Origin of the sequence: Halomonas sp. N3-2A (assembly GCF_002216165.1) — a bacterium.
Classification (GTDB): Bacteria; Pseudomonadota; Gammaproteobacteria; order Pseudomonadales; family Halomonadaceae; genus Vreelandella.
The window spans coordinates 70,190-91,885 of record NZ_CP022286.1; the positions used below are offsets into that span (position 1 = coordinate 70,190).

Consider the following 21,696-nt stretch of genomic DNA (forward strand, 5'->3'; position numbering starts at 1 on the left):
GAGTCTGCACTGGCCTTAGACCTCTCTACCTAATGCTCACCGAGCGTTTGTACCGAGTTAAGTGTAGTTAAACAATTTTGCGTTGGCACCAACTGCATGCTCAATTTGGCACTTAATATACTGGTGAAAATGGCATGCGTAATTTCAAGCGTGATTTTGAAGGTGCTGAAGCGGGTCCAAGCAGTCTATCCGAAGGCCAATACTAACGTAGATAAAATAGGGGTTCGCCTAAAACACTCTTTGATTAGGAACTAAAGCGTAATATCTTAATAATTAGCTTGCTATCAAGCTGCGCTGCATACGGTGCAGATTGATTTTCTGAGAAATACATAGCTTTATACTGACAATATCGATAGGTCGATTTGCATCGTGAATAAAAACGCAATATAACGGTATATTCTTTCGGCATGCCGAAAAGGCGGTCATGAACCCACAAACAATTTTAGAAATTCATGACCATCGCGTTGCCTATCTTGTTTAACAAACCTCTTTACTGAGGATATCGTTGATATAGAAAATTGTAACGACCTGTCCACTTAACCCGTGGTGGCCTTTTGCTATGACAACTTTATTGCCGTTGTGATTGGCAAACCTTTAGTTCGAAGCAAGAGGTAACGTCGATGGTCGTTGAACAGCTATTTTTGGGCATGCCGAAAAATAGCTGTAAGCGCGGCTAGGAACTATTTTTTGTGTTTCTAAGAAACACTGCGCTGATAGAGGGCTGTCACTTTATCTAAGGCTAACGTTTGGCCGTCATTTTGGCGAATCCAGAGAGTACCTGTTGGTTCATTACCTTCAGTTTCAGCTAACCATCCCTGTAATAATGTGCCACGAACAGACTTTCCAGAAATCAACTTCCCTTCAACAATGTATTCTATCTCTTCTGGCTTAATTTTTTTCGCTGGCTTCCTTTCGAAGTGGTAGCGGGCTACTTCAGCTTCTGTAGTTGAATGGCTTTGTCTAGGGGCAATTTGCTTACTTTTTATCTGTTGAAGAATTTTTTTAAGCTCAGCACGCGAAGCTCCATTATCATCTTGAAAGTTCTTTATTAATAACTCTCCTTGACTGGGCTTTAAGCTGTTTATCTCATCAAGTAGAACTGCGGCTCTGCGATCTTTGAGCTTACCCTTTACAAGCAAAATTTGCACTTTCTCAGATAATTTTAAAAGCGCTATATGCTCAGAAATATTAGAACTCGTCATGCCGAGATCTTCTGCTATTCGAGTATATGTAAGCTTTTTTCCTGTAAGGGAGGATTGACTTTTAATAGATTCAATTGCTTCAGCTACTTCTATAGGATTGAGATTATTGCGCTGAATATTTTCAATTAATTGACGCCTTAAACGATCAACATCCTCCGGCCTCTCTACAAGATTAACTTGTATCTCATCCCAGCCCAATACGTTTGCAGCTCGGAAGCGCGTCTCACCTACCTCCAGACGATAGCGTTTTCCAGACGATATGCGCTCACTTTCAGGAAGCGGCGATATAGTGATAGGCTGTAAAAGCCCTACCGACTCCATAGATTGTGCTAAATTAATAACAGCATCTTCAGATACAGGACTTTGGCGTACTTGCTGCTCGACCAAGATATCTTCTACTTTAACTTTTTTGGCGCTTTTCTGTAGTTCGCCCTGCTGTTTAATATGATCCAAAGTGCCCATCTGCGTTTTAAACTGATCGTCAGAGGATTTCTTAGACAAGGAGTCCAGCATATCACGATCAAGAAATGTGTCAGTACTCATCACGAAATCTCCTCAGGGCTGAGCCTTTGCTGTATAGCTTGGATCACACGATTAGATGTAGTGGCATAGTTAAAACGGTATTTTTTCGTACCAACCTTCCACCGTTCGATTACGTTTTCATTTAGGGAAGTACGCGCCAGTGTTTCAGCAAGTGCTTCTGTGACTTCTTTACTTGCCGTCAAAGCGCTTCCTGTGCGCCGTTGATACCAAATTGGCATGCCTTTATATACAGCTGCATCTAGCGAACTACGAACACCAATCTCGTAGGGAATAACTGCATCGGGATATTGTGTAATCAGCTCTTGCTGAGTTTCCTGGGCGGATAAACTACGACGGTTGTACATATTGGTTAATATTCCCGATATGCGTAACTCGGGATTATAAGCATCACGTATCGTGGCAAGCGTTGGAAGCATTCCACGAACACCATCTAGGGCAAAGCCACTGACATTTATAGGAATAACTACATCAGTAGCCATAGCGATTGATGCACTTTGCAGGTTACCTAACTGGGGAGGAGAATCGATTAATATAAGATCATAATCATTTCCATATTTACTTAGAAAATGGTTGAGATTATTGCGGGGCCTTGGTATCACTTCAATTTCGCGACGCATGCAATCCGCTAGAACTTGGTCATTGACAAAAGCGGGGATCATATCTAGACCTGGTGGCCCCGTAAGTGCTCTTAAGTTAATGCTTTCTAAGTCGTAAAGCACCAGATCAGACGATATTAAAATTTGTTCGATACCCTGCTTTTCACTGCCACCTTTCCGTGCTTCTTCCCTCACTTTCGCAACAAACCCCAAAGCCTCTTTACCTAGAATGGTACGAGAAGCATTTCCTTGCCCATCCATATCAATGAGCAATGTTTTGAGACCTGCTTCAGCGGCCATCCATGCGGCATGAACCGTGAGTGTTGTTTTTCCTACCCCACCTTTTTGGTTGGCAAACACAACCACAGGAGGTGATTTTGTCCTATTTTTAGTCATCAGATTTCCCATTGAATAGTTATACGCGTTTAGCGTGCACCATTAATGGTGCACGCTTTGGAAGATCATTTCTACCCCAAGAAGAAATTTGTTCTTCCTATTGTAGATATTTCCTGGCCACCGGATGAATAACATTAGGAAAATGCCTTAAGCCCAAGAAAAAACTCCAGTTAACCCGCCCTCGCATAAACCCTCGCCCGATTGTGCTTGGCGCAGGTATGGACTTGACGTATCTGACTATCGACTCCATAGGCCGCATGATCGCCAATCCTTGCTTTCTCAAACGGACGCGGTCGAATCTCAAATCTACAGCGCAAACAGATAGCGCTATCCCGCTACTAGAGAGGCAGAAAACGCTTTGAGAGCTCAAAAACGGTTCAAAATGCGCGCGTGAACTTTAAGCACAAGCTGTCTCAACAACTCAGATGACTACTAAGCGATGGTGGTTGAGACAGGGATACCTAGCCTCTGCGATGGAGGTCTGTTTAAGGCCGGTCACGCACCGGTTACAACCTAAAACGTGGTAAAGCCGCTTAGCGACTCAAGCCGGGGAGCAGACACGCTCCTCCAGCCAGGTTCAATGCGAACGGTTGTATAAGAGGTCACGTCCTGTAGACGCTAGCCACCCTCCGCAATCCAATACGGTGGCTTAGATGGAAGTCTCCGCGATTACTGATAACACTCCTATGGATTCTACGGTGCACTTTCTATGGATTCTGTAGCGTATCGACCACTTATCCACAGGCCTGGCCTATGCAGAGCTGAGTAGATTGGCTGCTCATGCGCGAGTTTCTATGGATTCAGCGACGCAATATTCATGAAATACTGTTGTTTCTATAGACAGTGCAGCGCATTTCTATAGATTGTAGGGTGCATTTTCTATGGATTATAAAGCGCATATCTGAGAGAAAATTCCAGAAGTGATGACTTTCTACAGATTCGGAGGCGCATTTTCTATGGATTCTAACGCGCAATAACCATGGATACTGTGATGCAGTTTGTATGGATAGTACAGTGCATTATGCCGCTGGAAGTGCTCATCTAAAGGCTCTGATGCCGTTCCCCTTTTATCCTTTTATCCTTTTATCCTTTTCTTAAGTCCTTTACCTGTTGAACAACGGGCCACATAAATATGTGAAAGAAGTATAAATCTTAAGGAGATGCCTTCAGCATGGCTCCCATGCAGGCGTTTATAGCCAAAATGCACCGTACCATCCATAGAAATGTATTGGACACTCAAAAATGCGTCATGCCGTCCATAGAAATGCCTAAACAATTTAAAAATGCGCCATATCGTCCATAGAAAGACTTCGCCACGAGCCAAAATGCGCCACATCATCCATAGAAGGACTTCGCCACGAGCCAAAATGCACCGTATCATCCATAGAAACAGAACGTTTTTACATCCCACAACTCCAAGAGTAGTAGATGGAATAGATTTAATTCGCATATTGCGCCGTATAATCCATAGAAATATGCAGTGTCCAAGCCTACACTCAGCTCAGGATAAAACACAAAGTGCCGGAGGGCAGTGTGTCAAGTAAAGATGACTGGAATCGAGTCAGAGCCAGCCTAAAAGGGACTCGCAAAAACGATGTAGTCGATAGAAGTGATAGTGCAAATCTTGAACTTGATTTGGCCCCTCCCCTTTCTGGCAAGCCAGAAGACGTTGCTGACCTTCCATTGCTCAAAATGCATGAAGCCGCCACCCCTGTTGATATCGTAAAAACAGCTAGCGGCCAAGAACTCCGTGACTTTCAGTCTTCTCTTACAAACACAGTAGAAGAACGTGAGAACACATCAAATCTATTACATTTTTGGGAACGTATACCGCGTTACCACTGTGGCCACATACGAGGTGTAACAAGCAGTACAGATGCTAAGAAAGTTGATATTGTTAATTACACATTTGAAGACAATGGGGAACGATATACGCTCGAGATGACCCCTGCCCAAGTGCGTGTTGAAGAGAATGGGGTAGAACAAACGCTATTTTGTTACCCGGACAGTAGCGATGAGCTGATCGAGTTAGCGTTGATAAAAATTGCGATGGAGAATGGTGATATTCTTGAAAACAATCCACCGGCTCGATCAGGGGGAAAATTAGGGCGTTTTCCAAGCTACGGTGTACATTTCACTATCAATCAGTTGATGGAAATGTTGCGTTCTTGGGGGAGGAGCCGTACCCATGCTTCTATACGTCGTTCCCTAGATGTTCTACACAAATGCAATTTATCTATTGAAGCAAGCTCTCATCAAGGTGTTAGCGCCAGTGCTCCTATTCTTTCTGAGCTGATTTCGTATAAGCAAAATGGTTTTCGTGGATACGATCGAAACGGTTATTGGACAGTCCGATTTCATCCAATCGTAAGTTTAGGTATACATGCAGGCTTATATCAGCAGTTTAACCTTTACCGTACAGCTACATTAAAGTCGAGTGTTGCGCAGTCAGTAGCAAAATTGATAGTGCTTGAGGGGCGCAATATTTCTACTTCAACACCTTACTCATTGTACTTCAGCCGATTCCGAGAAATGACAGGAATGCTCAATTATAAGCGTGTTGGACAAGCTCGTAGCAAATTTTGTACAGATATCAAAGCTCTAATTGAAGATGGAATGTTAGCTCACGTAGAATTTGTTGAAATCAAACGTGGTAAGCGTGTTATTGATATAGAAGCGCGTATGTATGCTAGCCCAACACTAGTAAAAGAAATGAAGGCTTCTCATAAACGTGCAAAAATTTTACAGACACGCAGGCAACTTCGTTCTCAATTAGTTAATTAGAGCTTAGCTAATGCTTTCCTCCCTGAATCGCTAGGCGGCCACAAACGAGACTTCTCTTATCTTAGGTCCGCAGCCCGTGCGTGATCGAGCCGATGCAGGTTCGGATGGATAGAGGCCGTTGTAGATTTACGCGTTTTTTGCTAATTTTCGGCCTGCCGAAAATTTAATGCACGTGTTATAGATAATACGTGCATACTTATATGAAAACACGTTTGAGTGCTTAAGCTACATTGGTTGTTATACGCTTTGTAGATCGCTACCCCGCTCTGGCGAAAACAAAGATTCCCACGGTGCTCAAGTGAGACGTTGAACCGACGCCGAGTCGTTTTAGCGGTTTCCCGCTGCAGGCGGCTTTGCCTCACTGCTTACTTCATAGGGTGACCGGGCGGACACGCCCTTAATATATTAATAACTCCAACATGACCAGCCGTGTCCACAAAGCTGAATTCAACACGTGCATATCTTGGCTAGCTACGCCGATTCCCCCGCCAACAGATTCCTGGATTTGGCGCCCTGGCTATTTGATGGTGCAATTTGCCACTTTTCAGGCAGTACAATAAAGTGGTTTTAGCTAATTGTGGCAGAAGCCTTATACAAGTAGTTGTGTTGGGCTCTGATAAGCTGTGCCTGAACCGTGTCTTGACCTTCTTCTCGTTGCATAGTTGTACTTTCTCTAATAAATCATGGTCTGCTGCGACTTTCGCAGTGCATTCTATTGCTTCTTGAAGTTGTTGAGCGGAGCCAGACAGCTGTCATCGAAAAGCGTGGCAAAGCGAGCCACGTCTATGTCAATTCCCACGGCGCAGCCAGTCGACGCCGGTACCACATAGTCGCACTCCGTCTGGATCAAGACGAACCAGCGCCTTACCTGCTATCTTATGTGACGTTCTTAACTGCCCATAGCAACTCACAGCTCAGCCAAAACAGCTTGAGCAGACTGCCTAACTAATCGAGCTTGATCTGTTTGAAGTCAGTGTAGCAAAACCTATCGCACTGGCCTTTCTTATTCTTTAAACACGGAAAGTTGGTGCGCTTTAATGATTTATACGTTCAATTATGTCTGCCTAGTGTATTGGGCTGAGAGCAGTAATGAGCTAACTATTCAGTTTAAACTATCCTCTTACTTATCTTTGTCTCGTAAGTACAAAGCTCGCTGGGCATAACGAAGTTCTTCTTTGATGGTCGTTAAAGTACCTGTCTGTTCGTAATGCGCCTGCTGGAGCTTGACCATTTCGAGCTGCAAATGGCTCAAAGTCGTCTGCTCATTTTCCAGCTGCTGCTCCAAATGTGCCACCTTAGCATCGCAAGTTGCCCGTTCATTCACTAGCGTGGCATGTGCTTTGTTGAGTTTGTCATAACGTGCCTGAATATCTTTAAAGCGCTGTTCGATCACTGCCAGTGCCTGCTTGGTTTCGTGACCATCCTCAATCGCCTGCTGGGCTTTTGATCGCGCGTCATCACGCTCTTCGCTCACGGTGCGGTGTGACACACTGAGTTGATCTAGCTGCTTGTTCAAACGCGCCAGCGTGGCTTTCTGCTGATCGTTTTGGGCTTTTACATCCTCATACCGCGTTTTAAAGGTTTGCTCTGAGGCCGTCACCTTAGCCAGGTCGCGTTCGGCGATCTCAAGATTGCTGTGCAGGCGCTCATTCTGGGTTTCCAATTCATCCATGCGCTCTTCGGCATGCTGGCGCTCACGCAGTAGCTGCGCGCCCTCCTGGCGCGAAAGTGCGAGGTCGGTACGCACCTCCTGACACTGCCGCTGTGTCTGTTTCAGTTTCAACTCTAACCCTGCAACTGACTCCTGCAGCACTTCCGCTTTCGTGATGGCTTTGTCGGCTTCTTTGAGGACTGCATTACGCTCAGCTTCAAGCGCTTCTCTTATCCGGGCAAGGTCGGCTTTTGCGTCTACCTGTGCCCGTTGCCATAGCTCAGTGGCCAGCGTGGTGAGATACCCTTGAATGGCTGACGGTAATTCGCCACTCTCTTCTGCCTTGTCGCTCTCCTGCCGCCATGCTTCTAAGTGCGCCTGGATCGTGGAGAACGACCCCCGTTTTAGCTTGGCCCGGATGTTGGACGCCGTAGGGTTGGTGCCAGCGGCTTGAAGGTCGTTAGCAACACTAAATACATCGACTTTGCTGATCGTGGCGCGGTTGCTCAAAGGAATCTCCAATTAAATATAAGTGTAGTGTAATAGTGTATTATCAGTATTACTAAATTATGGCATGACTATTTATTATATGCCACCGCTTAAGCGTCTTTAAGAGTATGAAGCTGGCCGAAGTAAGGCTGTTAGCAGCGATATGCCTGACCATCAGCCACCAAAAAAGACGACACAGCGATATATCTATGATGTTAATGGCCTAACACTCTCTGCCCGCCGCGCGTAGCGTAGTGGTTAAGGTCAGCTTTTTTAGTGGTTCAATAAGCAAGTGTATTGCGGACGAAGCGCTCGCTATCCATCCACATCCAGTACAGAAGTTTGGATAGCATATTCACCGTATTTTGTTGACATCCTCCGACCATTAATTAGAGAGTGTAGTGGCAGCTTCTAGGTTATTACCTTCCTGGTGTTGCCCGTCGCCTTCAATACCTTGGCAATGGCAATGCCGGTCTTACGCAAACTCACACAACCATGGCAGCGTTTACTGCCGGGGTACCAGTGGCCGATCTGGACGAACTCGCTCCTTGCCCAAGATGCTTTTTAGTCAAGCTGGCACACCAACTCTCCCCTGCCAACATAACTTATGGCTTGGATGAATGGCGATTTTTGACCATGTTCTTAACCTGCAAACTCTCCGCGGCGATCACTTGGTTCTTGTTAACGATCTGTCGGGTGAGTTTATGCAGGTGGTCAAGTCACGTATCAGCGATCTTGGTGTGACAGCGAGCGACTTTTACCCGTGCTTTTACACGATTGTTTTAGCCTTTTTGCTTATGACTTAATTGCCGCTACGCCCGCGCCAGCTTCCTCTCATACCGTGCCGTATGACGCGAATTGTTAACCCGCTGACCATCACAAGCTTTTTAACCCTAGGTCGATACTTATCATGTTAGGAATGACAGTCAGCGCCACAGTATTTACCTTGCATAGACAGTTGATGAAGTAGAGACCTGCTGCGTCCTTGGACACGGTGACGGTGCTGGACGTTGCAAGAAACTCACGGCTCCAGCGAATGTTCAACGGCTTACGATACTTGACGAGTGTGATCTGGCCATCACGGTACAAGACGCTGAACTAGCAAAGGTGGCTGACTGAAGATGCTTCTTGAATTTAGAGCTGTATTACTCTGCCCGCTTGACAAAAAAAGTGTTTGAACACGCTTTGCTGGTGGCGCAGGAATTTGCAGCGGCACCGAACGTACTTCCACCAGAAACGCAGTATCAGGCTGCTTTTTTAACTGTGTGAGAAACGCGCTAGCGTCGTGATGGCCGATCTTTTACTGGCGCTGATAAAACGCATTGGTGTGATAGCGCAGCACTGCATTCCAGACAAGCCGAACACACCCAAACGCCCATGCCAGCAAGATGGCCTGTTGGGGGGGAGAAGCGGTATTAGTAGGCGCGTTCGATTTTCATATCTTAAGATTTAGGCAGCTTTATGTAAGATTACGAGTTGCATGGTGTTTTAGCGGACGCCCGCTATCCATATCTATCCAATGCGATCGCTTGGATAAAGTATTCCGCGCTTTTCGATAAATTTTCGGCATGCCGAAAAGTAGTTCTTGGTTAGGCTCAACCCCTATATTTTCGGCATGCCGAAAATACTTAAGAAGCCTGAGGCAATATTTTAAATTTGTTGAAATGTGTGACATCAGCGCAGCCAAAAATATTCGAACCGCCGGATTGGTGGGGTTAGCTCTGGGAGCGATTGGATAGTTTCCTAAGAAGCTAAGGGTGGAGGGACGTCAATCGCTTAATCTAATAATGAGATTAACGCCATGCGTATTCTCACTCACGATCAATTTTGCCCCGCTTTCTTTGCTCACTAACCTGGTGACGCCGTTTCTGAATGCCCACTATTAACGTGGTCGATGCCCTGTAGGCTGAGGGCTGGTCCCCCGTGCGTGCCCAACAAACCAGCGTGCGTCAGCAAGAGCGCCGTGACGTCTTGCTACACGATCCGCTTTCGCCAAGTCCCTGACCGTCAGTTGGCGGTCGGCGACAGTATTACCAAACTGATGCTGACCAGTAGCTATGATCGCAGTGCGAACTTTTAGTTGGATTTGGGGCTATTTCGACTGATCTGAACCAATGGCATGGTGACGCCGGTAGGCGACGTCGGCGGTATTCGGGTGCATCATGTTAAACACATCGTGGATGAAATTCTGGAAGCTCGATGCAGCTCCGCTACCAAGTGCCCCGTATTGCCGAAGGCGTCGAGGCGTTTCAATCACGTTGATTAGCAGAGGCGAAGCCCAGCTGTTTGCCGAGTCTGCCTTATCGCTGCGCCATGGCGTCAACTGGCAACAGAATATCCCCATCAAATCCATCGACATAATCGAAGAAATACGCAGTGAAGACGCCAACAGTTCGCAGTGGAGTAGTTTCCACCGTACCAAGTAAAACCTATTTAAAGGCGGCTTACGTGGACATTCTCAACCCGATTGTACCACCCGTACTCGACCCGTCGACAGCGTCTCTGAGGACGTGCGCCTAAACCGTGCGTTATGGAAGCTATCCGAGCGCTTTGCTGAGCAAGTATCTCGTCCTATACCACCCATTGATAAAGAGTTCCCTAGTGACCTGATAGATGCCGGAGAGCCCCTCGCCACCTACCACCTGAACAGCGAAGTGACAGGCGCCCATCTTGTGCACCTCGCCAAGATGAGCGCCAACAAACGCGTGCATAAAGGCAATAAACTCGGCGCTCTGATGAGGCTCACCGCTGCTTACAAACTTTAATGCCCTACTACGCGTTTGAACTCTTCAGCACACTACTACTTGATACCCAGCACAGGCTAATCGGCTTTGATGAGCTGTTTCGGGGCACAATTTATGCTACCAGTATCTACCTCCGCGAGGCCATCAAGCAAGCCATTGAACATAACGTCGTTGCCGCGATTCTCTATCTACTCATTATGTAGCAATATGCCGAACGAAGCATCACCCAGCACCTCAAAGTTGCCCTAGGCTTGGTGGGCATTTGAGTGCTGGATCATGCAGTGGTGAGCCATGAAGGCTACACCTCGTTCGCCGAACGGGGATAGCTGTAGACCCACGCTAACCGCTTCGCATAGACGCTGCCTGCTTCCCAGCCTCACGCTTACACTGACCGACAGCATTGGACGGCGCCTTTTAGGCAGAGCTTTTTTCTTTTGTGGTTTTTTCTTTACTGAGCAGATTAATGGAATGAGAAGGAGGCTTAGGTAAGCAAAAGGTTATCAGGTAAGTCAGTGTGAGCGTTGAGAAACGGATGTTGTGGTAAGGTAAATACACTGAAATAGGAGCAGCGCATGGCCAGCAATCATCACGATACCGGGTATAAAGAGCTATTCAGTTACCCTGAGTTTGTCCAGCAGCTGATTGAGGGCTTTGCGCCTGCCGAGATTGCCGGGCTGATGGACTTCACAACACTCAAGAACCACAGCGGCAACTACATTACCCCGCTGTTTGAAGAGAAATTCGAGGACGTGGTGTGGTCGGTGGAAGTGACCTGGCAGGGCACTACCCAAGACGTGTTTCTCTATATTCTGCTGGAGTTTCAGTCGAGAGTAGATCGCACGATGCCGATTCGATTGATGCACTACGTGGCTTGCTTCTATGACCACCTGCTCAAGAGTGGAACGACAACCCCGCACAAGGGCTTGCCGCCCATTATGCCGATTGTGCTGTATAACGGTTCTGAGCGCTGGACAGCCCGGCAGGATATTTACGAGATGGTGCATCCTGAGCCGCCTACATTCTTGCAGGTCTATCAGCCGCACCTGCGTTATTACCTTGTTGATGAAGGACGCTATACTGATGAAGAGTTGAGCTTACGTCAGACGCCGTTAAGCGGTGTCTTTAGCATTGAGAATGCGTCGACGGATAGAAAAGGGCTGCAGCAGGCCGTTGATAGGGTAGTCGCGATTATTCAGGCCGACCCGAATAAGGAACGCATCGACAAGATTGTTACCCGCTGGCTTAAGCGTCACCTGCAGCGGCTCAGGGCTCAGATCAACCTGGATCAGCTCAATAGTGTGGTGGAGGATAAAGATATGTTGGCAGAGAATTTAGAGAACTGGGCGCAGCAAGAGCGACGAGCAGAGCGCCAGAAGGTTTTGCAAGAAACTGAGCAGAGAGTAAGGGAAACTGAGCGACGCGTAAAGGAAGCAGAGCAACGTGCGTTAGAGGAAAAGCGTGAAACGGTTCGTCATCTGCTGGCGTTCGGTGTGCTCAGTGATGAGCAAATTGCCGAAGCGACAGGGCTATTGGTTGATGAGGTTGGGAAGTTGCGCATCGAAGATAAGCACTGATCCTGAGCTTATCCTTCCTTTACGCACAAAAAAGGGCAGCCACAGAAGGGAGTTGCCTTATATGTGTTTGCTTGTTTTAGTTTTTAGGGGTATACGGATTTAATGGTTGATGGGGCACTTTCACCCCACCAACCTTATACCATTTTCAGATGGTTGTTAGATCGACCCCGTAGTTGAGTTCCTCTGCGAAGCCCGGCAGTCCGTAACTGAGGTTTTTTTTGGAACGGAGTGACCTTCGCAGTCGGCGCCTTCTTCTTGTGCTTCGTAGTGCAGAGCATTCGTGCCCGCATCACCTCGAAGGTGTAACCACGCCCGTCACGGTACTTGTCCTTCGCCAGTCGGTTGATCGACTTCGTATAGGCGTTGGTGACGGGCATGTCCGCCTCGAAGTAGGTCATGATCTCTTCGCGCCAGTTGCCCACCGCCCTGACCAGATCGCTCCAGATTTCCCTCTGGTCTTTCGGGATGGTGGCTATCCACTCGTCCATGACGGCTTCTGTCTGGGGCCGTGTGGTGGCGTCCAAGATGCCGTAGAAGCGTTCCTTATGCTCGTAGGCGGCCAGCAGTTGCGGGAATGCGCCTGCCCAGGTCTCCATGATCAGCCGTTCTCGGTCTGAGACTTCGTGAGCACGTTTCAGCAGGATTTTTCGGTCTCCCTTCAGGGTTGGCTTTGGGAGGGTTTCAGCTCCTTCCTGAGGCCCTTGCGTACCTTCTCCAGAGCATCGTTAGCCATGCGCACCACATGGAACTTATCGACCACGATGCGGGCCTGTGGCAGCACCGCCTTGACCGCTGCTCGGTAGGGATTCCACATGTCCATGCTGACGATCTTGACCTTCTACCGGTCTTTTATCTTCATCAGGTAATTGGTCACCACGTCCTGACGGCGGGTGGCCAGCAGGTCGAGCAGGGTCCTCTCCTCGATGTTGGTCAGGATACAGCTCGTCAATGCCGAGAATGCGGGTCGTCTCGAAGCAGTGCCAGCGCCCCAGAAATTCGGCGCGGGCATTGAAAATGTCGCGTACCGTTTTCTCGTCCAGGCCCATGGTATCAGCCACGGAGGCGTAGGGGTGATTGAAGGCTTCCTTCTCAACGTACTCATGCAACCGCAGCGTCATGCGGAAGCCGTCCACCACCTCCGGTAGCTGGGGCCTGAAGGTGGTCTTGCAGGCCCGGCAGGTGTACCGGCGACGAACTACCCAGAGGGTGACCCGCTTGCCGTGGATGGGCAGGTCACGATAGGGAACATCATGCTTGCCGAACCGCACGAACTCACCCTGCACGCCGCACCCCTCGCAGGCTACTGGTGTAGGTGCTTCAAGCTGAAAATGTATGTCTTCATTCTGCTCCTCAGAATCCACCAACTGGTACCCAGGAAGGCTTAACGAATTAATCATCTCCCGCCTTGATCAGAAAAACAGGTAGGTGACGTAACCGGCAATCATCGCCATAGCAAAAATGACTGCTAAAAACGCCGCTAAAAGCTTCAGCGTGAACAGAGAGCGCAACAGAATGAGCTCAGTCAGACTGGCTCCGGCACTGCCGATGATCAACGCTAGCACCGTCCCGGCACCCACGCCTTTGGCCATCAGAGCCGCTGCCAGAGGTATGACGGCTTCAGCGCGAATATACAACGGCACGCCGATAACAGCGGCAACTGGAATGGCAAAGGGATTATCTGGGCCTGCATACTGCTCCAATAAGTCAGTGGGCATGAAACCATAGATCACGCTGCCAATCGCAATACCGATGAGCAGGTAAGGCAACACATCGATAAAGTCCGACCAAGCTTCCCGCCACACACCACTGTACTTCCCTTCTTTCTTAACCGTGACAGTGGGTTGACTGTCACAGCATTCGCTAGACGTAGAGACTGTTGCCTTCCTATCAGTCCCGCAAGAAGCCGTCTTCGGAGTGGTGTCGCAGCTGTTGGTGCCGCAATTCGATGCGGTCGGTGTAGCATCGCACTGGCTTGCTGATGAACTACATCTACTGCTCTCTTGTGTCGCCATCCGGCGCACATAACGCTCGAAGCCAAGCGTGTGAAGCAGCCATCCGGCACCTACCGCGACCACCAAAGCGGCGAGCACATAGATAGCAGTAAGTGTCCATCCAAACGTGGCAACCAGCAGGCCGACGACGATAGGATTCAGCAACGGAGATGAGAAGAGAAACACCATCATCGGCCCAAAACCGGCCCGTGCCCGAATCAACCCTTTCAACATGGGGATAGTCGAGCAACTACAGAAGGGCGTTATAGCTCCTAAACCAGCAGCAAGAAAATAGCCTCGCTTCCCACTGGAAGTCAGTAACACTTCCACCTTGGATGGTGGGATGTGACGTTGAAGAACTCCGACCAGCAAGCTAATGCCAATGAATAAAACCGGTAGCTCGATAGCGAGAAAGGCGAACATGCCTAGAGCTTCTTGGAGTTGAGGTGACATTCAATATTACTCCTATATTTCTAGTTTTATCGAAATCATGTGCGCAGCCTACTTGCGCTTACCGGTCCTGTAAACTATAATTCTAGAAATATCGAATTATTGGGGCGTGCTATGGATCACGAAAAGGTTGCAGCCAGCTTAGCTGAGCTAGGGAATAGTCACCGACTGTCCGTGTTCCGCTTCCTGGTCAAAGCTGGCCATGATGGGGCTTCGGTCGGAGATATCCAGAAGGGGCTGGGTATTCCTGCTTCAACGCTATCACATCACCTTGGTCGCATGGCCAAGGTAGGGCTAATCCGGCAGGAGAAACACAGCCGCACCATTGTATGTATACCCGAGTATAAGCACCTAGAGAATTTGATCGGTTTCTTACAAGAGGAATGTTGTGCAGGTGTCCGGATTGCGCATGATCCAGAATCGCTTTGACGCTTGCCCACCTCGCTGCCCTCCCTAGTCAGCATCGTTATGAAGACACGGGCGAAGGTGGAAACAGAAAATTGGCAGTAGAGTAGGCTGAAGAGAATCAATCAGATAATCCGCTGAGAAAGATTATCTTCTTTACATCTTTGGCATTTTATCAACCAGAAATTCCGGATACCCGTTTTTAGATCGATAGCTCTTTATCCGCTGGCCCATCTTTGTGCGGCGGTGAAACCGCTTTACCGGGCGTCTCCTTGTTGGTAGTAATGCTCGTGCTAGGCCGCAGTACCCGATGCTTGGTCGATTGCCTCTGGTAGCGTTTTAGTACGCGCCTTCATAGGCACTTCCTCAGTAGTCTCCGTCTTTTCTGCTTTTTCCTTTTCACTCCCGCTTCCCGCGCCTCACGATATCAGAGTGCCGACGCCGCCGCTGTATCCGCCGCGTTCAATAAGGTGTCATTCGATAAGTGCGCATAACGCTAGGTGGTCTGGATCTTCCTGTGGCCCAATATTTTATGCATTTTGTAAAGTGAATGTCCTTGGTTGATTAAGAAGCTAGCAAAGCTAAGGTGCAGATAATGAAGATGAAGGTCTCCTAGGCCTTCCTTGCGCGATGCGGTATCGCACGACTGAAAAATGGAAACAAAAGGCTGTCTGCCTTCGGATTGGGGAAAGGTAATCGTTATTATCCATCGCGTCACTTTGGTCAGTAGTGATAACAATTCCTCCAAAATTAAAATATATATCCCGGTTTAACGCTTTATTGTGCCGGCACTGCGCACATCTATTGGGTGAAAGTCCCGAGCATTGACGTTGGGAGTAGCTGTTAGCCAATACAGCAAGGGTGTCCACCGCTAGGTGGAATCCGAAGGAAGCCTGCGGCAAACCGCCGAGCAGGGGAATAAGAATCTCATAGTAGGCAGGCTGCGTGGAGTTAATGTAAGAATACAAAGATCATCCCAACACGGCAGCGCAGCACGTATATGAGGCGGCTACATGGCGGGAAAGATGTGTGACTTATCCCAGGAGGGCCGTCGGGACTAAACCAACCGCCCAACGGGAGTGAAAGCAAGGGCATGGGGGAGGCCCGCAGCGCCATAGTAGGTGGCAGCATCCCATCTAAGGGCCAAAGAAAAGTGAAAGGCCTCTCTGTAACCTCTGAACAACGTGATGACAACCGACCGCAGTTTGCCGGTAGCGGTAGACCGGCCGCAGGCCAGGGACCTTGTGAACTCTGCTACCCGGTATCCATGGATAATGTGCTAGATAGCGCCAATATGGCGGATGCATGGGAGCGGGTGGAGTTTAACAAAGGGGTCTCGGGTCCCGATGCACACATCATCGAAGAGACCGCCCGCTCACTGAAGGTATCATGGCCAGAACTCAAAGAAGAACTCCGGACTGAGACCTATCAGCCGGGGCCGGTCAGAACGATTTACATCTCTAAAGAGAAAGGGAAGTATCTCATGCTGGGGATTCCCAACGTGGTGAATCGTCTGATCCAGCAAGCCAGCCATCAAGTGCTCAGTCCTCACGACGAGAAGAACTTCCCACCGTCAAGCTTCGGCTTTAGACCGGGCCGGAGCTCCTGGCAGGCGATTGAGTAGGCCCATAACTACGTCAAACATGACCATCACATCGTGGTCGACATCGACCTGGAAAAGTTCTTCGAGCAGATCAACCATGACTTCTTGATGGCCAAGCAAGCGAAACAGTTCCATGACAAGCGCCTGCTTGGTCTGATTCGCAGATACCTGCAATCGGGAATGATGATGGGTGGACTCGTCAGGCAACGCGATAAATGTACGCCTTAGGGGGGCTGAGCCCCTTGCTCAGTAATATCCTGCTTAAAAATCTCGACAAGAAACTGGACGCCAGAGGCCATCGGTTCTACCGATATGCTGATGCCTGCCAAGTCTACGTCAAGAGTCATATCGTGGCCGCCTCGCGCAGCAGATTTCTGTGACACGTTTTCCTTAGAACGGCCAATCCCCGGTTCTTTTACAGTACAGAGACGGTCAAACGCTTCAAGCGACGGGGCAGGCAGCTGCCCCGTGGGCATGACTTAGAAGCGATTGAGGTCAAGCTAGCCCGCCTCAACAGCTACCTTCAAGGCTGGTCGATTTACTTTCGTTTGGCGAAACGTGCCGGCTGTTTGCTGGTCTCAACGGCTGGATTCAAAGCCGACTACGAATGGGCCAGATGAAACTGTGGTTCAAATCGCGTACGCGGGCCCGGAAGATGATCCAACTCGGTCTTCCGGTGGAGTGGAGTAGATCGGTACTGCCAGCACGAGCGATGGTGGTTCCCGGCCTCGCTTCACCGCACGCGGTATGCGATAAACAAGCGCTGGTGGCACGCTAAGAGCTTCCGTGGTGTTAGTTTCTACATGAAGCGGTTCGCAAACACTTACGGAGCCCTATGCTTGGTGGTGTGGGTGGACGGGAACTAGCCCCCGTCCACCCTGATCATAATGTATATCGCAGTATTTGGGTAAATTTTCGGCATGCCGAAAATTGCTATTGTTGGGTAACGCCACTCTGCTGGAGATAGAGGTCGCAGAAATAATAACCGAAGGGTAAAGATGGTGACGATGTTCGGAGTATAGGACTCTACGATAATCGTGTAACCGCGGCAAAGTCTCAATCTTAAATGAAGCATAATTTTCAGCATTTGTTTCCGATGAATTTTTGGCATGCCGAAAATGCTCAGGAAACCTGAGCTACCAAAGTGACTGCTCCCTACTCTGAGTCGCTACGCAACCACGGATGAGGAGAAGTCACTTTGGTGGCGTAAAGCATCTAACTAAAAGGAGGTCTGTAAGGGTTTACAGCATCTGATGATCAAGCTAATCTAAAAATGCTGCAGCAAAATTTGCAGCCTGGGTTTAGCAGCCTAGAACCACAAAGGCGCACAAGCGCCGTCACTTAGTAATGGCGCTTTTTTGTTGCTGTTATGGCGGCGGTGCGTGGGGCACTTCGGTGCGCCGGCTTCCTTTGTGGCCGGTCTGCTAACCTGCGTACCGTCGCCTCCATTGTTTAGCAGTAGTGGGGGTGGCTCTTCATCACAAAGGAGTCATACCTATGGCAAAACGTCTGTCTTGTCTTGCAAAACGGAGTCTTTCTGGCCGCGCTGCCGCCCACCGTGCAATGGCACGTGCCACACTCTTCACTGATCATAGCCTTCGCGTTCGCTATCAGCGTTATCAACATCACATACAAAAAGCCCGTGATTTAGATGTCACAGCTGCATCTTCACCACGTTCTGCTACTGTGCAGGCGGAACGCTCATGAGCCGTCGATCAATTCATTCGGTTGCCGCTGAACCGCTCAACACGTTGTTAGCAGAAAAAGCTCTTCATAACACACCATTTACGGTCTGTGAGCTGCGTGATGCTTTACTAGAACAGCCCGATTTAACAACAATTGATCACAAAATGCTGCGTCGCTACGTACGTAATCAAATCAATCTACGTGTAAAGCGAGGCGAGGTGGAGTGGGTGGGTGTACACCCTCATTTTAAGCAGCGGCATTTTTATAGGATGGTTAAGGCTCAGGCGGATGCTCTTTGCATAGGAAGTGACCCCGGCTCCAAGAGTGTTGAGCCCCTCGTGGCTCTACTGAGTCGCGATAGTGAGCAACTGCGTGAACGGATGGAAGCTTGTGACCTACAGCTTCAAGCATTACAGGAAATCGCCAAGAAATACCCCAGCGCACGAGATAAGATCATACCGTTGTTCGAGCAGGAAAAGGGGCAGGCGCGCGCGTTGGGTGAAAAGTTGAAGGCCTACTCGAAAGTGCAGCAGAAGCTGGCTGAGGTGGGAGATGATGTATGACATGGCGCGACAAGCTTAACCTTTCAACGCCGCATCCACCATTACGTGACTGGCAGCAGCGATGCCTTTCCCTGGCCCTTGCTCAGCTATCCCCCGAACAACCACACTTTCTCTGCCAAGCCACTCCCGGTGCGGGTAAGATGCTGATGGCCGCAGTGTTGGCGAATCAACTGCTTCAGCGTAACGAGATCGACTTTGCTCTCTATCTCGGCCCTAGTCGAGAGGTCGTGAGCCGTGCTGAACAAATACTTGCAGACGTTACAGGATTTGCCATGGCTGGCGATTTAGGCGCACGCGGTGGGTGCTACACGTATCAATCACTTCGCTCTAGGTTGCGCGCATTTCAACAGTTGGGTAAGTGCCACCGGGTCTTCTTGATCTGGGATGAGGGTCATCACGCGGGACGGCTGCCCGGCACTCAGCAAGGCGCAAATGAATGGGGCCAATCATTGCTGCTGTTGGAACATTACATGACATACACCTTGGCCCTATCGGGCACCCCGTGGCGAACTGATGGTAGCTGTTTACCGCTACTTCGTTATTTGGATATACCGGCCGACGAAGAAGGAAGTGATAAAGCGGGCGAAGAGGTACTGCTCAAGCAGTGCTTGATACCGGATTTTGTTTATACACTGAAAGAAGCCGTGCGTGACGGGGTCTGCCGATTGCCTTATATCAAGTTGATTGATAATCAGTATATTCAACTCACTTTGAACCACGCCAACCACAACACACCGCCCACGCTAAAACAGTTTGCAAGTATTCCGCGTTTGTTGCGCCACCCAGGTATTAGTTATGCGGACTTGCTACGCCATGATGCGCCCATGGAGCATGTGTTGACCAAAGGTATGGAGACCCTGGCTGCCCTTCGTCAAGCTCAGCCCAGGGCGGGGGGGCTAGTGATTGCTGCTAATATTGAACACGCTGAGGAAATCACTGAGTGGCTGATGGATAGAGGGGAAGACGTGTGTTTGGTCACCAGCAAAACGCCTAACGCGCACGCCAAGCTTCAGGAGGTTCGTGAATCCACACAAGCATGGATCGTCTCGGTCGGCATGATCAGCGAAGGTGTCGATATCCCCCGATTACGCGTGTGTTGCTATCTCAGTCATATCCGCACCGAGCAGCACTTTCGCCAGGTGTTAGGGCGGATCATTCGACGCATGGAACTTCACGATCCAGACTGCTACCTATTTGTACTCAATGAAACTCTCTTACGCCACTATGCGCACCGTATTGAAGATGACCTTCCAGATGAAAAGGCTATTGTGACAGTGGTTCCGACTGAGCAGTGGCCATCTGACAGGGGAGGCGGCAATACTCACTTGGTGGAGGCGCAGCATAGCGTCATACACTCTACTGACGATACTGCTGTATTGACCCCCGACGACGCATCGGTTGTGTTCGGGGTATCTGCCACTACGACGGCGTCGACGGCTGCGAAGGCTCGATCTCAGTGGGAGCACGACATGGCGTTTTCGCAACGATTTATAGAGCACCTTGCGACGTTGAAGCTCTGAGCATGGCATCGCCACACCCAACGTTTCTTTGTGGCGATGCCAACGATAAGGAGGTCATCGATAAGGTAAGGCTTGCATAAATCAGTGCTTTGTATTTATTAAAACGTTGGTGGCCTAAAGCGGGAAAAATGTGTACACCGCGGTCCAAGGCTGTATTCCTAGTGCTGTGTGTTGACGGGGGCTCGCTCCCCTCCGATCGGATAGTGGAGACGTTCAGCAATTAGAATCGACATATGTAGTTAACATGCCAACAGTGTTGCAGGTTTATTTTCCCTTTAATTGGCCGTTCGAGGATGAAATGGAAAAAACGATGGTAACTCTTGCACACTCGATTAACGAAGAGCCGGGGCTAATTTAGAAAATTAGGACTGAAGATAAGGAAAATAACCAAGCAGGAGGTGTGTATCTGTTTCAAACCCGCGAAAATGCCAGCGCATATCGTGAAAAGCATACTTAAAAGATATGGAGGCAGTGGGATCGAAGCACAAACCTTCACCGTTAACCAAGCACTATCGAGCATCAACAACGGCCCACTTCTCTAAATAAATCCAGACTATCACCAAACAGCTGAGGAAGCGTGTGTGATGGGGGGAAGCCTACTTTTTAAGCTCATATACAGAGTGAGATCAATACAAAAATGTACGTCAATCACCTCCGGCTGAATCCGGAGGTTTGTGAAAGCAAGCTTGGTTGACCAGGGAAAGCGGGCAAGATAGCCACTACGTTGATAATAGGCCTTTAAGACTCACCCTCGGATGCTTCCTCAGTCCGTGGCACTGAAAGTTCAGGATAGTGCTGGCGAAAGGCAAAGTGCCGAAGGTTCTGACCGCTGCGGCAACGCAGGAGTTGGTTATCAACCTTCCCGAGGTGAGACGGGGCGCGAGACCCGCTACACAAGACCCGTAAGGGTGCGTTTTAGGAGGAAATCGCATGGTGGTTTTCGTATTAGCAACCGTTGATACTGCGCAGCGAAAAGCGCGCCCGGTTGCTGCTAAAGCATGGCCGCGCTGTGGTGCATAAGCGCTATCCGTTCACGATCCGGCTGAAAGACCGATCAGGTGGCGACACGCAACCGCTGCGCCTAAAGCTCGATCCGGGCAGCAAGATGACCGGCTTGGCCGTGGTGCGGGAAGCAGACGACGGCCAGCATGTACTATGCCTGTTCGAACTGGTACATCGCGGCTTTTAGATCAAAAAAGCGTTGCAACAACGCGCCGCCTTTCGGCGTCGCCGTTGCTCGGCCAATTTGCGTTACCGTGCGCCACGGTTTCATAATCGCACCAAACCGAAAGGTTGGCTGGCGCCGTCGTTGCAGAATCGGGTCGATGCCGTGATGGCCTGAGTACAGCAGTTCAATAAGCTGGCGCCTATTACCGCACTGGATCAAGAGTTAGTGCGTTTTGATACCCAAAAGCTGGAAACCCCGAGATCAGCGGCGTTGAGTACAAGCAAGGTACCTTGTTAGGTTACGTGGTGCGCGAATACTTACTGGAAAAGTG

General features: G+C 49.3%; 17 protein-coding genes and 4 pseudogenes. 13 read left to right on the plus strand and 8 right to left on the minus strand.

The annotated features are described in order from the left end of the window. Nucleotides 1-695: 695 nt before the first annotated feature. Together CEK60_RS00375 and CEK60_RS00380 are read right to left on the minus strand one after the other, a co-directional pair. On the minus strand, nucleotides 696-1,745 hold the full coding sequence (locus tag CEK60_RS00375) for a ParB/RepB/Spo0J family partition protein (protein ID WP_089037331.1): 1,050 nt from the start codon (nucleotides 1,743-1,745) through the stop codon (nucleotides 696-698). Continuing rightward, nucleotides 1,745-2,737 (minus strand): ParA family protein, encoded by a 993-nt coding sequence (locus tag CEK60_RS00380; RefSeq protein WP_157697966.1) that lies wholly within the window; start codon nucleotides 2,735-2,737, stop codon nucleotides 1,745-1,747. Before CEK60_RS00380 ends, CEK60_RS00375 begins: the two co-directional genes overlap by 1 nt. A gap of 1,533 nt (nucleotides 2,738-4,270) precedes the next feature. Here CEK60_RS00380 and CEK60_RS00385 point away from each other — a divergent pair. Beyond that, complete coding sequence (locus CEK60_RS00385; protein WP_089037333.1) at nucleotides 4,271-5,521, plus strand: hypothetical protein; 1,251 nt, start codon at nucleotides 4,271-4,273, stop codon at nucleotides 5,519-5,521. Nucleotides 5,522-6,641: 1,120 nt separating this feature from the next. On the opposite strand, the gene CEK60_RS00390 is transcribed toward CEK60_RS00385, so the two are convergent. After that, nucleotides 6,642-7,682: a DNA-binding protein gene (locus tag CEK60_RS00390; RefSeq protein WP_157697967.1), complete on the minus strand. Its 1,041-nt coding sequence runs from the start codon at nucleotides 7,680-7,682 to the stop codon at nucleotides 6,642-6,644. 1,107 nt (nucleotides 7,683-8,789) lie between these two features. Here CEK60_RS00390 and CEK60_RS22515 point away from each other — a divergent pair. After that, entirely contained in the window at nucleotides 8,790-8,930 is a 141-nt protein-coding gene (locus CEK60_RS22515) for a hypothetical protein (protein ID WP_232471434.1), read from the plus strand. Nucleotides 8,931-8,961: 31 nt separating this feature from the next. Here the strand turns inward: CEK60_RS22515 and CEK60_RS22520 are convergent, their stop codons facing one another. Further along, a complete protein-coding gene (locus tag CEK60_RS22520) occupies nucleotides 8,962-9,048 on the minus strand; it encodes a helix-turn-helix domain-containing protein (protein WP_232471509.1) in 87 nt (28 codons plus the stop codon). Between the two features lie 775 nt (nucleotides 9,049-9,823). On the opposite strand from CEK60_RS22520, the gene CEK60_RS21935 reads away from it, so the two are divergent. The 4 genes from CEK60_RS21935 (at nucleotide 9,824) to CEK60_RS00410 (ending at nucleotide 11,979) form a co-directional block, all read left to right on the plus strand. Beyond that, entirely contained in the window at nucleotides 9,824-10,087 is a 264-nt protein-coding gene (locus tag CEK60_RS21935; RefSeq protein WP_157697968.1) for a hypothetical protein, read from the plus strand. Between the two features lie 84 nt (nucleotides 10,088-10,171). Beyond that, nucleotides 10,172-10,426 carry a hypothetical protein gene (locus tag CEK60_RS00400; RefSeq protein ID WP_089037335.1) on the plus strand — a complete coding sequence of 85 codons (255 nt, stop codon included), beginning with the start codon at nucleotides 10,172-10,174 and terminating at the stop codon, nucleotides 10,424-10,426. Further along, nucleotides 10,426-10,608 (plus strand): JAB domain-containing protein, encoded by a 183-nt coding sequence (locus tag CEK60_RS00405; protein WP_089037336.1) that lies wholly within the window; start codon nucleotides 10,426-10,428, stop codon nucleotides 10,606-10,608. Before CEK60_RS00400 ends, CEK60_RS00405 begins: the two co-directional genes overlap by 1 nt. Nucleotides 10,609-10,977: 369 nt before the next feature. Beyond that, nucleotides 10,978-11,979 (plus strand): Rpn family recombination-promoting nuclease/putative transposase, encoded by a 1,002-nt coding sequence (locus tag CEK60_RS00410; protein WP_089037337.1) that lies wholly within the window; start codon nucleotides 10,978-10,980, stop codon nucleotides 11,977-11,979. Between the two features lie 145 nt (nucleotides 11,980-12,124). Here CEK60_RS00410 and CEK60_RS00415 read toward each other — a convergent pair. After that, nucleotides 12,125-13,376, minus strand: a pseudogene (locus tag CEK60_RS00415) (ISL3 family transposase). A 12-nt stretch (nucleotides 13,377-13,388) separates the two neighbouring features. Then, nucleotides 13,389-14,423, minus strand: a complete 1,035-nt coding sequence (locus CEK60_RS00420) for a permease (RefSeq protein WP_089037338.1) — start codon at nucleotides 14,421-14,423, stop codon at nucleotides 13,389-13,391. Between the two features lie 111 nt (nucleotides 14,424-14,534). Here CEK60_RS00420 and CEK60_RS00425 point away from each other — a divergent pair, with 111 nt between their 5' ends. After that, nucleotides 14,535-14,849 (plus strand): ArsR/SmtB family transcription factor, encoded by a 315-nt coding sequence (locus CEK60_RS00425; protein WP_089037339.1) that lies wholly within the window; start codon nucleotides 14,535-14,537, stop codon nucleotides 14,847-14,849. Between the two features lie 1,549 nt (nucleotides 14,850-16,398). Here the strand turns inward: CEK60_RS00425 and CEK60_RS21940 are convergent. Together CEK60_RS21940 and CEK60_RS22745 are read right to left on the minus strand one after the other, a co-directional pair. Continuing rightward, complete coding sequence (locus tag CEK60_RS21940) at nucleotides 16,399-16,563, minus strand: hypothetical protein (RefSeq protein ID WP_157697969.1); 165 nt, start codon at nucleotides 16,561-16,563, stop codon at nucleotides 16,399-16,401. A gap of 89 nt (nucleotides 16,564-16,652) precedes the next feature. After that, nucleotides 16,653-16,775, minus strand: coding sequence for a hypothetical protein (locus tag CEK60_RS22745; protein ID WP_269768684.1), 123 nt, complete (start codon nucleotides 16,773-16,775; stop codon nucleotides 16,653-16,655). 96 nt (nucleotides 16,776-16,871) lie between these two features. Here CEK60_RS22745 and CEK60_RS22940 point away from each other — a divergent pair. The 6 genes and pseudogenes from CEK60_RS22940 to CEK60_RS22530 all read left to right on the plus strand — a co-directional run. Next, nucleotides 16,872-17,048, plus strand: a pseudogene (locus tag CEK60_RS22940) (hypothetical protein); the annotation flags it as partial. Between the two features lie 877 nt (nucleotides 17,049-17,925). After that, a complete protein-coding gene (locus CEK60_RS00445) occupies nucleotides 17,926-18,135 on the plus strand; it encodes a hypothetical protein (protein ID WP_089037342.1) in 210 nt (69 codons plus the stop codon). Further along, nucleotides 18,132-18,677 (plus strand): hypothetical protein, encoded by a 546-nt coding sequence (locus tag CEK60_RS00450; RefSeq protein WP_089037343.1) that lies wholly within the window; start codon nucleotides 18,132-18,134, stop codon nucleotides 18,675-18,677. The genes CEK60_RS00445 and CEK60_RS00450 overlap by 4 nt, the downstream gene beginning before the upstream one ends. Beyond that, entirely contained in the window at nucleotides 18,674-20,197 is a 1,524-nt protein-coding gene (locus tag CEK60_RS00455) for a DEAD/DEAH box helicase (RefSeq protein WP_089037344.1), read from the plus strand. Before CEK60_RS00450 ends, CEK60_RS00455 begins: the two co-directional genes overlap by 4 nt. Nucleotides 20,198-20,507: 310 nt before the next feature. Continuing rightward, nucleotides 20,508-20,654, plus strand: a pseudogene (locus CEK60_RS22525) (YdhR family protein). 498 nt (nucleotides 20,655-21,152) lie between these two features. Next, nucleotides 21,153-21,539, plus strand: a pseudogene (locus tag CEK60_RS22530) (RRXRR domain-containing protein). Nucleotides 21,540-21,696: the final 157 nt, after the last annotated feature.

Excerpts from the sequence above, each read along its gene's own strand:
- CEK60_RS00375 (WP_089037331.1), bottom strand. The coding sequence starts at position 1,745 with ATGAGTACTGACACATTTCTTGATCGTGATATGCTGGACTCCTTGTCT.
- CEK60_RS00380 (WP_157697966.1), bottom strand. The coding sequence starts at position 2,737 with ATGACTAAAAATAGGACAAAATCACCTCCTGTGGTTGTGTTTGCCAAC.
- CEK60_RS00425 (WP_089037339.1), top strand. The coding sequence starts at position 14,535 with ATGGATCACGAAAAGGTTGCAGCCAGCTTAGCTGAGCTAGGGAATAGT.
- CEK60_RS00405 (WP_089037336.1), top strand. The coding sequence starts at position 10,426 with ATGCCCTACTACGCGTTTGAACTCTTCAGCACACTACTACTTGATACC.
- CEK60_RS22745 (WP_269768684.1), bottom strand. The coding sequence starts at position 16,775 with ATGACTCTTGACGTAGACTTGGCAGGCATCAGCATATCGGTAGAACCG.
- CEK60_RS21935 (WP_157697968.1), top strand. The coding sequence starts at position 9,824 with ATGTTAAACACATCGTGGATGAAATTCTGGAAGCTCGATGCAGCTCCG.
- CEK60_RS00455 (WP_089037344.1), top strand. The coding sequence starts at position 18,674 with ATGACATGGCGCGACAAGCTTAACCTTTCAACGCCGCATCCACCATTA.
- CEK60_RS00450 (WP_089037343.1), top strand. The coding sequence starts at position 18,132 with ATGAGCCGTCGATCAATTCATTCGGTTGCCGCTGAACCGCTCAACACG.
- CEK60_RS00445 (WP_089037342.1), top strand. The coding sequence starts at position 17,926 with ATGGCAAAACGTCTGTCTTGTCTTGCAAAACGGAGTCTTTCTGGCCGC.
- CEK60_RS00420 (WP_089037338.1), bottom strand. The coding sequence starts at position 14,423 with ATGTCACCTCAACTCCAAGAAGCTCTAGGCATGTTCGCCTTTCTCGCT.
- CEK60_RS21940 (WP_157697969.1), bottom strand. The coding sequence starts at position 16,563 with ATGGAACTGTTTCGCTTGCTTGGCCATCAAGAAGTCATGGTTGATCTG.
- CEK60_RS00410 (WP_089037337.1), top strand. The coding sequence starts at position 10,978 with ATGGCCAGCAATCATCACGATACCGGGTATAAAGAGCTATTCAGTTAC.